The following is a 12,705-nucleotide window of genomic DNA, read 5'->3' as shown; positions in this document are numbered from 1 at the left end:
TCCCTGGCCCAGTGCGCCTAAGCCGGCTTCCCTGCCGGCTTACCCCCTTCCATGACACCTCCACTCGGCCTGCACCGAAGTCGCGTTTTGCGGCGTCTGTGAGGGCGATGCTTGAAAAGCAAAAGCGGCGCCAGATCGGATTGCTTTGGTCTAAAAGATCAGTATTGGCCTTAGCCCCAATACCGGTCAGTCAGGCGGTGGAAGCGCTTGATCGAACGGTATCGGGCTTGGCCCTACCGCCTCGGGCTCCTGGCCAGGGCCAGGCCATCCGGCGGCAAGGGCAGGGCGGTCTTGTACAGCACCTGCTTGAGCGCAAAGCTGGAGCGGATGTTGGCCACCCCCGGCACCTTGGTCAGGTGTTCGAGAATGAAACGTTCCAGTTCATGGATGTTCGGCACCAGGATGCGCAGCAAGTAGTCGGCGTCGCCGGTCATCAGGTAGCACTCCATCACCTCCGGGCGGTCGGCCACCGCCGCTTCGAAGCGCTGCAGGGCGCCTTCGTCCTGCTTCTCCAGGCTCACATGAATGAATACGTTGAGGTCCAGGCCCAGCACCCTGGGGTCGAGGAGGGTGACCTGGCCCTTGATCAACCCGGCCTCCTGCATGGCCTTGACCCGATTGAAGCAGGGCGTGGGTGACAGATTCACCGAACGCCCCAGTTCGGCATTGGTGATGCTGGCGTCGCGCTGCAGGCTGTCGAGAATGCTGATATCGGTGCGGTCGAGTGTCTTCAAGAGAACAAACCTCTGCAAAAAGTCGTGAAGGAAGATGTTAATGCTTCAAATAGCTCTTGATGCAGAAGAATCAGGAAAAATTTTCTGCGGACCTTTCACTAGCATGGCTTTGGCGAACTGACCCGTCGGAGCCCCGTCATGCCTGGAACCAGCAAGATCATCCCCGCCATTCCTGCCAGCGGCCCGCTGGCCACTCCACAGGCCAAGGGCGTGTTGTTGCTGGTGCTGGCGATCGTCATCTGGGGCGCCAACTGGCCGGTTATGAAGGCCGGTCTGCAGCACATCAGCCCGGTGTGGTTTGCTGCGGTGCGCTTCGCCGCTGGCGCAGCCTGCCTGTTCGCCCTGCAACTGGCGACCGGCAGCCTGCGGGTGCCGCAACGTCGCGACCTGCCCCTGATCCTCAGTGTCGGCCTGCTGCAGATGCTGACCTTCACTGTACTGGGCGCCATGGCCATGACCCAGGTGCCTGCGGGCCGCTCGGCAGTACTTGCCTACACCACGCCGCTATGGGTCACGCCACTGGCTGTGAGCTTTTTCGGCGAGCGGCTGAGCCGCCGGCAACTGGCCGGCACCTTGCTGGGCGGCATTGGAGTCGGCGTGCTGTTCAACCCGCTGACCCTGGACTGGCACGACAGCGCCTTGCTCAAGGCCAACCTGATGCTGATCGCCGCCTCGTTGTGCTGGGCGCTGTGCATCCTGCATATGCGTCATTCGCGGCCCGCTGCCAGTGCCTATCAGCTGGCGCCCTGGCAGATGCTCACCGCCACCGTACCGCTGCTGGGCCTGGCGTATGCGCTGGAAGGGCCATTCACTGGTGACGGCTCGGCCACGCTGTGGCAGATCATGCTGTTCATGGGGCCACTGGCTACCGCGTTCTGCTTTTGCGCGGTGAATGCCGCGAGCATGTGGCTGTCCAGCACCAGCATGTCGACTGCCATGCTCGGGGTGCCGGTGGTGGGGCTGTTGATGTCGGTGGCGTTCATGGGTGAACAGCTGACCTGGCCGTTGCTGGCGGGCGTGCTGGCGATTCTGGCGGGCATCGTGGTGGTGACCTGCGGACGTACTTCGGGTTGATGGCTTTGGCTTAATACCACCCCTTATCTATGCCTGGTTCATCCGCCCACCTCCTGCGGCACGTTCGAAGTGGTCAGCAGGAGGGGGCTGGGTGCGCTTGTCTGACCACCACCACATTGCGCTGAATCTATTTACCCGCCCAGGGTCCCCTTAAAGGTCCGGTCATGTCCGGAAGGCGGCGACGGCGTATCGCGGCCCCTCATGACCTACAGCGCCAGCGTGAGCGCGCCAATGAAGGGTGATCCTGATGAAAGATTCAACCACAGCGTCCAAGGCCGATGCGGCGGCCACGGCCTTGCAGGCTTCAAGGCGGCATTTTCTCAAGGTCGGTGCCTCTGGCCTGGCAGCGGCGACGGTCGCCACCTGGGTGCCGGAGTCCGCTGCACAACCCGCCCAGGCGGCGCCCGCTGGCGAGCAGTCAAGCGCACCGGCTGCTGGCGAGCGCAGTATCGAGCTGAAGGTCAACGGCCAGAGCCATCGCCTCAACGTGGCACCCAACGCGATCCTCCTCGATGTGCTGCGCGACCGCCTGCAGCTCACCGGCACCAAGAAGGGTTGTGACCATGGGCAATGCGGGGCCTGCACCCTGCTGGTCAATGGCGTGGCGATCAACTCGTGCCTGTCCATCGCCGTGCAGCACGACGGCGACGAGATCACCACCATCGAGGGCCTGGCCCGCGACGGCCAGTTGCATCCGGTGCAGGAGGCCTTCTGGGAGCACGATGCCTACCAGTGCGGCTACTGCACCTCCGGACAGATCATGAGCGCCGTGGCGATCCTCAACGACCCGAACATTCCCGCCGACGATGCCAGTGTGCGCGAAGCCATGAGCGGCAATATCTGCCGCTGCGGGGCCTACAAGAACATCCTCGCCGCCGTGCAGTCGGCGCGCAGCAAGATGGGGAGGCCGACCTGATGCGGACCTTCGATTATCAACGCGCCAGCTCGCCGGCCCAGGCGGTCAGCCAGGCCACCGGCGACGGGCAGCGCTTCTACCTGGCCGGCGGCACCACGCTGCTGGACCTGGTGAAGCTGGATGTGATGCAGGCCGACCAACTGGTGGATATCAACCGCCTCGACCTGCGCAAGATCGAACCCTTGAGCGATGGCCGCCTGCGCATCGGTGCGCTGGTCAGCAATACCGAGCTGGCCCAGCATCCGCTGGTGCGCGAGCGTTACCCGGTACTCGCCGAAGCCATCCTGCAAGGCGCCAGTACGGCGTTGCGCAACAAGGCCACCACCGCTGGCAATGTGATGCAGCGGGTGCGCTGCAATTACTTCCGCGATGGTCTTTCGGCGTGCAACAAGCGCGAGCCGGGCTCGGGCTGTGCGGCCATTGACGGCCTGAACCGCAGCGTGCATGCGGTGCTCGGCACCAGCGACCAGTGCATCGCCACGCACCCCTCGGACATGTGCGTGGCGGTGGCGGCCATCGGTGCACAGGTCACCGTGCAGGGCGCCAAGGGCAGCCGCGACATCGGCTTTGCCGATTTCCACCTGCTGCCCGGCCAGACCCCCTGGCGTGAGCATGCCCTGGAACCCGGTGAACTGATCACCCACCTGACCCTGGACGCGCCGCTGCCCGGCAGCCGGTCGGCGTATCTGAAGCTGCGCGACCGCACCTCCTACCAGTTCGCCCTGGCCTCCAGCGCCGTGGTGCTGGTGCTTGAAGGTCAGCGCATCAAGGAGGCACGCATCGCCTTGGGCGGGGTCGCCACCAAACCCTGGCGCGCCGTCGAGGCGGAGCGTGCGCTGGCGGGCCAGCAGGCGTCGCTAGACCTCTACCAGCGCGTTGCGCAGCTGGCCATGAAAGAGGCCATGGCCTACAGCCATAACGCCTTCAAGATCCCTCTGGGGCAACAGGTCATCACCCGCAACCTCCGTGATCTCACGGCCAAGGAGCTCGCATGAGTCAGACCATCATCGGCAAGGCGCACAAGCGCATCGATGGCCGCCTGAAGGTCAGTGGCCAGGCGCGCTACGCGGCGGATCATCCGTACCCCGGCATGCTCTATGCCTATGGCGTGTACAGCAGCATCGCCTGCGGGCGCATTCAGACGCTCGACACCTCGGCGGCCAAAGCCATGCCCGGCGTAGTGGAAATTCTCCACCATGGGCACTGCCCGACGCTGCATCGCACCCCGGAAAGCGCGATGAGCTTCGACCAGATATTGCAGGCCAGCAAGGCCGACGAACACCGGTTGCCATTCGAGGATGACCGCATCTACTACCCTGGCCAGTTCGTCGCCCTGGTGGTCGCGCAAAGCTTCGCCCAGGCGCGGGCCGCCGCGCAGGCGGTGAAGGTCAGTTACCAGGCTGAGGAGCCGGTGAAGAATCTCGAGGAGGGGCTGCGCCTGAAGGGCTTCAAGCCCAGCAGCGGCACCCACGAGCGCGGCGACCCGGACACCGCGTTCCAGCAGGCCACCCAGCGCATCGACGTGACCTACACCACCCCGGCAGAAACCCACAACCCCATGGAAATGCACGCCACCACCGCGCACTGGCAGGACGGTCGGCTGTATGTGGAAGAAAGCACCCAGGGGGTGGTCAACCATCGCAACTTCCTGGCCAATGTCTTCGACCTGGCGCCGGAGCAGGTCGAAGTGCGCGCGCCGTTCATCGGTTCCGGGTTCGGTGGCAAGCTGTGGCCCTGGCCGCATTCGGTGGCGGCCTGTGCAGCGGCAAAAATGACCGGCCGCCCGGTGCAACTGATGTTGCCCCGGGCGCAGATGTTCAGCACCGTGGGCCATCGTCCGGAAACTCGCCAGCGCCTGCGCCTGGCCACCGATGACCAAGGCCGTCTGGTGTCGCTGCGTCACGAGTCGATCAACAGCACCTCGACTGTGGACACCTACACCGAGACCTGCGGCAGCGTCACCAAGAGCCTCTACAGTTGTGCCAATGTGCTGGTCAGTCATGCCACCAGCCCGGTCAACCACGGTACGCCGACCTCGATGCGCGCCCCTGGCGCGGCACCGGGGCTGTTCGCCCTGGAGTCGGCCATCGATGAAATGGCCGAGGCGGCGAAGATGGACCCGCTGGCGTTCCGTCGCCTGAACCTGGCGAGCAAGGATGAAAGCAGCGACCTGCCCTGGTCGAGCAACCACCTGGCCGAAGCCATCGACCGGGCGGCCGAACGCTTCGGCTGGAACCAGCGCGATGCGCGCATCGGCGCAATGCGTGACGGTGACGAAATCATCGGCTACGGCATGGGTGCCTGTAACTGGGAGGCGTTCCAGGTGCCCACCGAAGCGCGGGTCAGCCTGCGCGCCGATGGATCGGCGCTGGTGCAGTGCGGCGTGCAGGACATCGGCACCGGCACCTACACCATCGTGGCGCAGACCGTCAGCGAACTCACCGGGCTGCCGCTGGAGCGTATCGAAGTTCAGCTGGGCGATTCGTCGTTCGTCCCCGGCCCGGTGTCCGGGGGCAGCTGGATGACTGCCAGCGTCATGCCGGCCCTGGCCGGTGCCACGCGCCAGGCGCTGGACAAGCTGCGCAGCTTCGCGGTGGCCGACAAGGCCGCCTTTGCCGGTGAAAAGCCGGAGAACCTGGAGGTGCGCGACGGGCAACTGGTCAAAGATGGTCGTCAGGTGAGTTTCGCCGAGATTCTCAGGGGCCAGCGCCTGGCCCGCGCCGAAGGCACCTTTCGCAGCGGCATGGGCGACCAGAAGAAATTCTCCTATCGCTCGTTTGGTGCGCATTTCGTCGAAGTGCGCTGGGACCCGGGCATCTCGCGCCTGCGCGTGGCGCGGGTGGTCAGTGCCATCGACGTCGGCAAGGTGGTCAACCCGCTGGCGGCGCGCAACCAGGTCGAGGGCGCCATCGTCATGGGCGTCGGCATGGCGCTGTTCGAGGCCACCGAGTACGACCCGCGCACCGGCCTGCCGGTCAATGACAACTACGCCGAGTACGTGGTGCCCGTGCACGCCGACCAACCGGAGCTGGATGTGATCCTGCTCGATTATCCGGACCTCAACCTCAACGAGTTCGGTGCCCGGGGCATCGGCGAAATCGGCATCACCGGGCTGGCCGCCGCCGTCGCCAATGCGGTGTACCACGCCACCGGCCAGCGCATCCGCAACCTGCCCATCACCAAGGAGAAGCTGATGGCCGGTCTTTGATCGGCGTGCGCGCCTGCCCGGTCAATGGACCGGGCAGGGCGGTCTTCAGCGAAGGAGGCTAGCGATGCAACAGCTCGATTTGCAGGTGGTGCGCCAGGCGCGGGACTGGCTGGCGACGGGGCAGCCGGTGTGGTTGTGCACGGTGCTGGGCACCTACGGCTCCGCCCCGCGTGGCCCGGGGGCCATGCTGGTAGCGTTGTCGGGCGGGGAGCACCGTGGCTCGTTGTCCGGTGGCTGTATCGAGGAGGATTTTCTCGAGCGCCTGGCCAAGGGCTCGCTGCCCATGCGCAACCAGATCGTGCGCTATGGCGAAGGGGGTATAGCCCCTGGATTGTCGTTACCCTGCGGGGGCGTGCTCGATGTGCTGGTCGAGTACCTGACGCCGGGCGAAGAGATACAGGCGCATCTGGGGCAGGTCGAACAGGCCCTGAGCGCAGGCCCGTTGCTGACGCGCCAGGTCACCCTCGGGCGGCAGGCGCCCGATCTGCTGCCGGGGCGGCTCGGTGAGGCGCGGGTGCAGGTGGCGGCTGAGGCGGTACGTATTCGCGTGGGGGCGGTGCATCGCATCCTGCTGGCGGGGTTGTCGCCGGTAGCCGAGTTCTGTGCCAGCTTTGCCCTGGCCCTGGGTTACGAGGTGATTCTGTGCGAGCCCCGCGAAGAGGTGCTGGCCGGCTTCTCGATACCTGGCGTGGAGGTGCGTCAGCAACTGCCGGCGGTGTTCATCGCCGAGGGCGGCTGCCATGCTGCCACCGCAGTGGTGGCGCTGACTCACGACCCGCGCCTGGATGACCTGACCCTGATGGAAGCGGTGCGCACCGAGGCGTTCTACATCGGCGCCATGGGCTCACGGCGCACCAGCGACCTGCGCCTGGAACGTCTGGCGCGCGTCGGTGGCCTGGGTCGTGAAGAACTGGCGCGCATTCATGCACCAATCGGTCTTGATCTGGGCAGCAAGACCCCGGCAGAGATCGCCCTGGCCGTGATGGCTGACATCCTCGGCACCGCCAACGGTTGCGGCGTTCAGACCGAGCGGTCGCGCAGCGCCTGACTCAGGGCTGTCGGGGTGTCGGCATCCAGCAGCGTGCCGCGGTCGTTGCACGGCACGTTGATCCAGGCCTGCGGGTGTGCGGCGACCACGGCCCGCGCGCCCTGGTCGCCGCTCAGCGTTTCCAGCATCGGCCAGAAGTGCCGACCGATGATCACCGGGTGGCCGCGATGCCCATCGCACAGCGGCAGGACGATGTGCTGCGCGCTGGCGCGAGCCGCGAGTTGCACCAGGGTGTCCACCTGAAGCCAGGGCATGTCGGCCAGCAGAATCGCCACGGCTTCGGCAGGCGAGTCGGCCAGGGCGCGCACACCGGCCGCCAGGCTATGGCCCATGCCCAAGTGCGCCTGCTCACTGCGAATCACCGGTGTATCGGGAGCGATGCCGAGGGCGGCAGGTGGGTCATCGACGCGCAGCACCACCCGCACGTCGGCGAAGGCGCTACGTGCATTGGCCAGGCAGGTGCCCAGCAACGGGCGGCCGTCATCCAGCCTGGCCAGGCGCTTGTCGCTGCCAAAGCGCCGGCTGGCCCCGGCGGCCAGCAGCAGGGCCACGACCTGGGAAGTGGAAGGGGCGGTCATGATTCGGCGGGCTCCGGAGTTGGTTCGCAGCTATGACACCGGCGGGCGCCAAGTGTGGCATCTTTATGCCCTTTACCGCTGCCAGAGTGTTTCCATGACCGCTTCAATTCGCCCCGTCGAACTGGAAAAAGCCTACCGCCTGCTCAACCATGGCCCCACCGTACTGGTCTCAGCCAGTCACGCCGGTACCGATAACGTCATGGCCGCCGCCTGGGCCTGCGCCCTGGATTTCGACCCGCCCAAAGTCAGCGTGGTGCTGGACAAGATCGCCGCGACTCGGCGTCTGGTGGAGAAGAGCGGCCATTTCGCCCTGCAGGTGCCGAACCTGGCGCAGTTGCAGCTGACCCAGGCGGTGGGCAGCCGCAGCCTGGCCGACACGCCGGACAAGCTGCAACAGTGTGGGGTGGAGCTGCTGCGCATGGACGGTTTTGACACGCCGCTGGTGGCCGGCTGCTCGGCCTGGCTGGTGTGCAAGGTGATCCCCGAACCGCACAACCAGCAGACCTACGACCTGTTCATCGGCGAGGTGGTGGGCGCCTGGGCCGACGATCGAGTGTTTCGCGACGGCCACTGGCGCTTCGAAGAAGCCGGCCCCCAGTGGCGCAGCCTGCACTACATTGCCGGCGGGCATTACTACGCCATTGGCGATCCTGCAGACGCCGAATAATCATCAGGCAAACCCAGTGGGAGCCGCTTCAGCGACGAAAACTGCTAAAGCGGTCGTTATCGCGGCTGAAGCCGCTCCTGCAAAATGCAGCGCGGCCTGCCTGGGCTCAGTTGCGATCCAGCCACACGGTCTGGGCGTTGCAGAACTCGCGTACGCCGAAATGCGACAGCTCCCGGCCAAAACCGCTCTTCTTCACCCCGCCGAAGGTCACTCGGGGGTCCGAGGCGCTGTAGCCGTTGATGAACACGCCGCCGGTTTCCAACTGCGCGCCCAGTCGCTCGGCGCGTTCCACGTCGGCACTGTAGAGGGTTGCGGTCAGGCCGAACTCGCTGTCATTGGCCAGCGCCAGGGCATGTTCGGCATCACGCGCCGTGATGATCGAAGCCACGGGCCCGAACAGTTCCTCGCGAAACGAAGTCATCTGGTCGGTGACATCGCCCAGCACCGTCGGCTGATAGAAGTTGCCGACGCCCTCGGTCTTGCCGCCACCCAGCAGCAGGGTCGCGCCTTCGCTCAAGGTGGCCTGCACCTGCTGGTCCAGCTCGTCGCGCAGGTCGAAGCGCGCCATCGGGCCGATGTAGGTGTCAGCGTGCAGCGCATCACCGATCACCAGCTGGCGCGTGGCCTCGACGAAGCGCCGGGTGAATTCCTCGACCACACCTTGTTCGACAATCAGGCGCTTGGCTGCGGCGCACACCTGGCCGGTGTTCTGGTAACGGCCGATCACCGCCGCCTGCACGGCGGCATCGAGGTCGGCATCGTCGAGCACGATGAACGGGTCGGAACCACCCAGTTCCAGCACGCACTTCTTCAGCGCAGCACCGGCCTGGGCACCGATGGCCATGCCGGCGCGCACGCTGCCGGTCAGGGTCACCGCCGCGATGCGTGGGTCGGCGATCGCCTGGGACACGCCTTCGGGGGTGACGTTGAGCACTTCGAAGGTGCCAGCCGGAAAGCCCGCTTCCTGCATGGCGTTACCCAGCAGGTAGGCGCAACCCATGATGTTCGGTGCGTGCTTGAGCACATAGGTGTTGCCGGCCAGCAGGGTCGGGACCGCACCGCGCAGCACTTGCCAGTAGGGGAAATTCCACGGCATCACCGCCAGGATCGGCCCCAGAGGGCGGTATTCGATGCGCGCCTGGCCATTGGGTACCGGCGCCGGCTCGGCGGCCAGCATCGCCGGGCCTTGTTCGGCGTACCACTCGCACAGCTGCGCGCATTTCTCGATTTCGCCACGCGCCTGTGCAATAGGCTTGCCCATTTCCTGGCTGGCCATGCGCGCCATGGGTTCGACCTGCCGGCGCAGTACCTGGGCGAGCACCACCAGCCGTTCGACGCGTTGGCTGAGCGGCAGGTGTTTCCAGCTGGCGAAACCGGACGCGGCTCGTGACAGCGCGGCGTCCAATGCCTCGGCGGATTCATAGGGGTAGGCGGCCAGCTGTTCGCCGTTGCCGGGGTTGATGGAGATCGCGTGGGTGGCAGGGGAAACGCTGGACATGACAGCCTCCTCGAATGCGTGAAAGTGGCGTCAGGTTAATTCCCTGTTATGCTCCTGAAAACTGAATAATATTGAGCAACTCATTCACGTTTGGAGAATGGCTTGGACCTCGTACAGCTGGAAATCTTCAAGGCGGTGGCTGAACACGGCAGCATCAGCGCCGCTGCGCAGCACATCCACCGCGTACCCTCGAATCTCACCACGCGCATCAAGCAGCTAGAGGAAAACCTCGGCGTGGAGCTGTTCATCCGTGAGAAGCAGCGCCTGCGCCTGTCGCCGGCGGGCTGGAACCTGCTCGACTACGCGCGGCGCATTCTGGAACTGGTCGACGAGGCGCGGATGACCGTGGCCGGGCAGGAGCCGCGCGGGCCGCTGGCCCTGGGTTCGCTGGAAAGTACCGCGGCGGTGCGCATCCCGGCCTTGCTGGCGGCCTACAACCAGGCCTGCCCGAAGGTGGAACTGGCGTTGTCTACCGGTTCTTCCGGCACCATGATCGACGGCGTGCTGGGCGGCCAGCTTGCGGCGGCCTTCGTCGACGGCCCGGTGCGTCATCCGGCGCTGGACGGCGTTGCGGTGTTCGAAGAGGAAATGGTGGTCATCGCACCGCTGAACCACGCGCCCATTCATAGCGGCGCGGACGTCAACGGCGAGCCGATCTACGCCTTTCGCTCCAACTGTTCCTATCGCCATCATTTCGAAAGCTGGTTCGCCCACGCCGGGGCGGTGCCAGGGCGGATCTTCGAGATGGAGTCGTACCACGGCAAGCTGGCTTGCGTGAGTGCCGGCGCTGGTCTGGCGTTGATGCCGCGCAGCATGCTGGAGAGCATGCCGGGCTGCACCACGGTCAGTGTCTGGCCGCTGTCGGAGCAGTTCCGCTACCTGAATACCTGGCTGGTGTGGCGCAAGGGGGCGGTGCCGCCCAGCCTGGCAAGTTTCATCGAGCTGTTGCAGCAGGCTGGTTGAGTCTTACCTTGGCCGCGCACACAGGCGCAGCGCGCGCTCGCCGGCCTGGGCCACCTGGGGGTGAGGGTGGCTGGCGCATTGGCGCGCCAGTGGCAGCAGGTCGGCCGCCGGACGTGCGCACACTTGCCGGGCGATCGCCTCGCCGAGGTAGAAGTCTTCATGGGCAAGCAGCGTCTGCAGCAGCCGGGTGTCGCGCAGGTCCAGCGAAGGGATGAGCGCCACGGCAACCTCCACCTGGTCCTCGGCCAGCGCCTCGCCGATGAGGCTTGCCAGTGCCGCCTGGTCTGTGACTTGAATCGCCAGGGGCGGGTGCAGCTCGGTCAGCGAGCAGCCCTGTGAGATAGCCTGGTCGGCGGCGTCGAGCAACGCATCAAAGCTGGCGAACACGGCACGCGAGTCGCCGTCGTGAGCGAGGAAAAACACCTGGCCTGCGAAGGGCGCGGCCCTGGCCAGCAGGTGATGATCGCTGCTGCCGGGATCATCCAGCAGCAGGCCGTCGAGAAACTGCACCAGCGGATGCCAGGCGAAGCTCATGGTCAGCGCCTGGATTTGCTCAGGTTCCAGCAGGTGGATCGCCAGCTCCTGGCGGTCGGCGTAGTGACCCTGTTCCAGGCGGGCCAGGTACAGGTCGAGAGAGTCGTCCAGGGCAGTCACGGTCGGCGGGCTCCATGTGCAGGTAAAGACGCCCAGTAGACCGCAAACGCCCTGTGAGGTCGAGGCGAGGCAGCCACTCAGAAACTCAACGGATAGCTGAGTCTCAGCGTGGTCTCGTCGAAACTGCTCTGGAAGGTCGAGCGCAGGCTGGACAGCCCCAGGGCCACGCTGAAGTTGCGCAGCGCGCCAGACTGCCACACGTAGCGCAGGCTGACGTCGCGTTCCCATTCATGGCCGTTCACCTCGGCACCGCGCTGCACGTCCCAGCCACGGATGTAACGGGTCATGAAGTTCAGGCCTGGCACGCCCATGGCCACGAAGTCGTAGTCATAACGCACCTGCCAGGATTTCTCGCGGGCGTAGGCGAAGATGTTGTTGGCGTGGTTGACCATAGGCGTGCCGGAGTCTTGCAGGCCGACGAAATCGCTGTCGCCGAACATGCGCTGGTAGCCCAGCAGTACGCTGTGACCTGCCTGGGTCCACTTCAGGCCCAGCCAGGCGGCGCGGTTGTCCTGTTCGCCGGCCAGCGCCGCGCCGGTTTCGCGGCTGACATACAGGCCGCTGTCCAGCCTGACCACGGCAGTGCCCAATGGCTGGTCGTAGGTGAAGCGGTAGAGGTCCTGGCTGTAGATGTCCTTGAGTTCTGCGCGCCAGTAAGCCAGTTGCAGGCGTTTGTCTGGCGAACGCCACTCGGCGCCAGCGTAGTCGAAGTGTTTGCCGCCGACCGGGCTGCCGTGCATGTGCAGCCTTTCCAGGTTGGCCGAGTCGCGACCGCTGAACCTGTCCAGGCGCCCGGCGTACAGGGTGGTCTGGGGCAGGTCGCGGGACACCAGGGTGGTGCCGTCGTAGGTCTGTGGCAGCAGGCGGGCATCGTTGGTCCTGACCACTGGCAGGGCCATGATCTGCTCGCCATGCTTGAGTTCGGTGTGCGCCATTCGCGCCCTGAGCGCACCGCCCAGGCGGCCGTACTCCCTGGCCGGCCCGTCTTCGTGTCGGGGAAACAGCGCCAGCCCCGTACGTCCGGCGCCGCTATCGAGGCGCAGGCCGTACTTGCCAGTGACTTCCAGACCCAGGCCCAAGGTGCCGGGGGTGTAGCCCGAGTGGCCCTGAAAGACCAGGCCCTGACCCCATTCGGCGCGGCGGGGCGCCGGAGCGGTACTGCCCTTGTAGTCGCGCTGCATGTACAGGTTGCGCAGGTTCAACGTGCCCTTGGCATCGTCGATGAAACCTTCGGCCTGGGCGGCGGTGCCCAGGGCGCACAAGCACAGGCCGGTGAAAAAATGGCAGGCGAAACCAGACCGCGCGGCAACAGGCGAGTCAGCATGCATGGTGCATCTCCATGATTCTTGTTGTTGTGACGGGGCC

The 12,705-nt window shown here is 65.8% G+C and carries 12 protein-coding genes; 7 read left to right on the top strand and 5 right to left on the bottom strand.

What is annotated here, in order from left to right:
* Positions 1 to 233: 233 nt before the first annotated feature.
* Positions 234 to 734 carry an Lrp/AsnC family transcriptional regulator gene (locus QZ497_RS09145; RefSeq protein ID WP_295473333.1) on the bottom strand — a complete coding sequence of 167 codons (501 nt, stop codon included), beginning with the start codon at positions 732 to 734 and terminating at the stop codon, positions 234 to 236.
* Positions 735 to 872: 138 nt separating this feature from the next.
* On the opposite strand from QZ497_RS09145, the gene QZ497_RS09140 reads away from it, so the two are divergent.
* The 5 genes from QZ497_RS09140 to QZ497_RS09120 all read left to right on the top strand — a co-directional run bounded on the left by QZ497_RS09140 (position 873) and on the right by QZ497_RS09120 (position 6,980).
* Positions 873 to 1,808, top strand: a complete 936-nt coding sequence (locus tag QZ497_RS09140; protein WP_295473331.1) for a DMT family transporter — start codon at positions 873 to 875, stop codon at positions 1,806 to 1,808.
* A gap of 247 nt (positions 1,809 to 2,055) precedes the next feature.
* The gene (locus QZ497_RS09135) at positions 2,056 to 2,724 is read left to right on the top strand and encodes a (2Fe-2S)-binding protein (RefSeq protein WP_295473329.1); all 669 of its coding nucleotides are present in this window, start codon (positions 2,056 to 2,058) and stop codon (positions 2,722 to 2,724) included.
* On the top strand, positions 2,724 to 3,719 hold the full coding sequence (locus QZ497_RS09130) for a xanthine dehydrogenase family protein subunit M (RefSeq protein WP_295473327.1): 996 nt from the start codon (positions 2,724 to 2,726) through the stop codon (positions 3,717 to 3,719). The genes QZ497_RS09135 and QZ497_RS09130 overlap by 1 nt, the downstream gene beginning before the upstream one ends.
* Entirely contained in the window at positions 3,716 to 5,932 is a 2,217-nt protein-coding gene (locus QZ497_RS09125; protein ID WP_295473325.1) for a xanthine dehydrogenase family protein molybdopterin-binding subunit, read from the top strand. The genes QZ497_RS09130 and QZ497_RS09125 overlap by 4 nt, the downstream gene beginning before the upstream one ends.
* A 64-nt stretch (positions 5,933 to 5,996) precedes the next feature.
* Positions 5,997 to 6,980, top strand: coding sequence for an XdhC family protein (locus tag QZ497_RS09120; RefSeq protein WP_295473324.1), 984 nt, complete (start codon positions 5,997 to 5,999; stop codon positions 6,978 to 6,980).
* Here QZ497_RS09120 and QZ497_RS09115 read toward each other — a convergent pair.
* Positions 6,953 to 7,558 (bottom strand): nucleotidyltransferase family protein, encoded by a 606-nt coding sequence (locus QZ497_RS09115; RefSeq protein WP_295473322.1) that lies wholly within the window; start codon positions 7,556 to 7,558, stop codon positions 6,953 to 6,955. The two genes, QZ497_RS09120 and QZ497_RS09115, sit on opposite strands and share 28 nt — an antisense overlap.
* 94 nt (positions 7,559 to 7,652) lie before the next feature.
* On the opposite strand from QZ497_RS09115, the gene QZ497_RS09110 reads away from it, so the two are divergent.
* Positions 7,653 to 8,225, top strand: coding sequence for a flavin reductase family protein (locus QZ497_RS09110; protein WP_295473320.1), 573 nt, complete (start codon positions 7,653 to 7,655; stop codon positions 8,223 to 8,225).
* A gap of 106 nt (positions 8,226 to 8,331) precedes the next feature.
* Here QZ497_RS09110 and QZ497_RS09105 read toward each other — a convergent pair whose 3' ends face one another.
* A complete protein-coding gene (locus tag QZ497_RS09105) occupies positions 8,332 to 9,723 on the bottom strand; it encodes an aldehyde dehydrogenase family protein (protein WP_295473318.1) in 1,392 nt (463 codons plus the stop codon).
* A gap of 102 nt (positions 9,724 to 9,825) precedes the next feature.
* Here QZ497_RS09105 and QZ497_RS09100 point away from each other — a divergent pair, with 102 nt between their 5' ends.
* A complete protein-coding gene (locus tag QZ497_RS09100; protein ID WP_295473316.1) occupies positions 9,826 to 10,686 on the top strand; it encodes a LysR family transcriptional regulator in 861 nt (286 codons plus the stop codon).
* Positions 10,687 to 10,689: 3 nt separating this feature from the next.
* On the opposite strand, the gene QZ497_RS09095 is transcribed toward QZ497_RS09100, so the two are convergent.
* Both QZ497_RS09095 and QZ497_RS09090 read right to left on the bottom strand, forming a co-directional pair.
* A complete protein-coding gene (locus QZ497_RS09095; protein ID WP_295473314.1) occupies positions 10,690 to 11,340 on the bottom strand; it encodes a hypothetical protein in 651 nt (216 codons plus the stop codon).
* 77 nt (positions 11,341 to 11,417) lie between these two features.
* Entirely contained in the window at positions 11,418 to 12,668 is a 1,251-nt protein-coding gene (locus QZ497_RS09090; protein ID WP_295473312.1) for an OprD family outer membrane porin, read from the bottom strand.
* Positions 12,669 to 12,705: the final 37 nt, after the last annotated feature.

It is taken from the genome of uncultured Pseudomonas sp., assembly GCF_913777995.1.
Classification (GTDB): Bacteria; Pseudomonadota; Gammaproteobacteria; order Pseudomonadales; family Pseudomonadaceae; genus Aquipseudomonas.
This window is presented reverse-complemented; position numbering and strand designations above follow the sequence as displayed.